At 60.8% G+C, this 232-nt stretch carries 1 protein-coding gene; it reads left to right on the forward strand.

All coding sequences use genetic code 11. The annotated features are described in order from the left end of the window. Nucleotides 1-35: 35 nt before the first annotated feature. On the forward strand, nt 36-232 hold a 197-nt coding region (locus KVT44_RS57355), incomplete at its 3' end, for a hypothetical protein (RefSeq protein WP_217577241.1).

Below are 232 nucleotides of genomic sequence, written 5' to 3' on the forward strand. Positions count from 1 at the left end.
GCGACGAGGGAGTACGGCAAGCTTTGATCGCGCTCATGGCATCGATCGAACTTCCGATAGCGACAGTGTTGCGCCGCGATGAGATAGCTCACGGCTACATAGCCGGTCGTTCGGCATACTCCAACGCAGGTTCCCACGCTGCCGCGTTCTGGCTTCAGCAGTTCGACACCAAGGATTTCTTCCCCCCGACCTCCGCGACTCGGCTCGAGGGTGCTCTTCTAGGGGCGGGTGT

This window comes from Streptomyces sp. GbtcB7, from assembly GCF_019091445.1.
In the GTDB taxonomy this organism is placed as follows: Bacteria; Actinomycetota; Actinomycetes; order Streptomycetales; family Streptomycetaceae; genus Streptomyces; species Streptomyces mirabilis.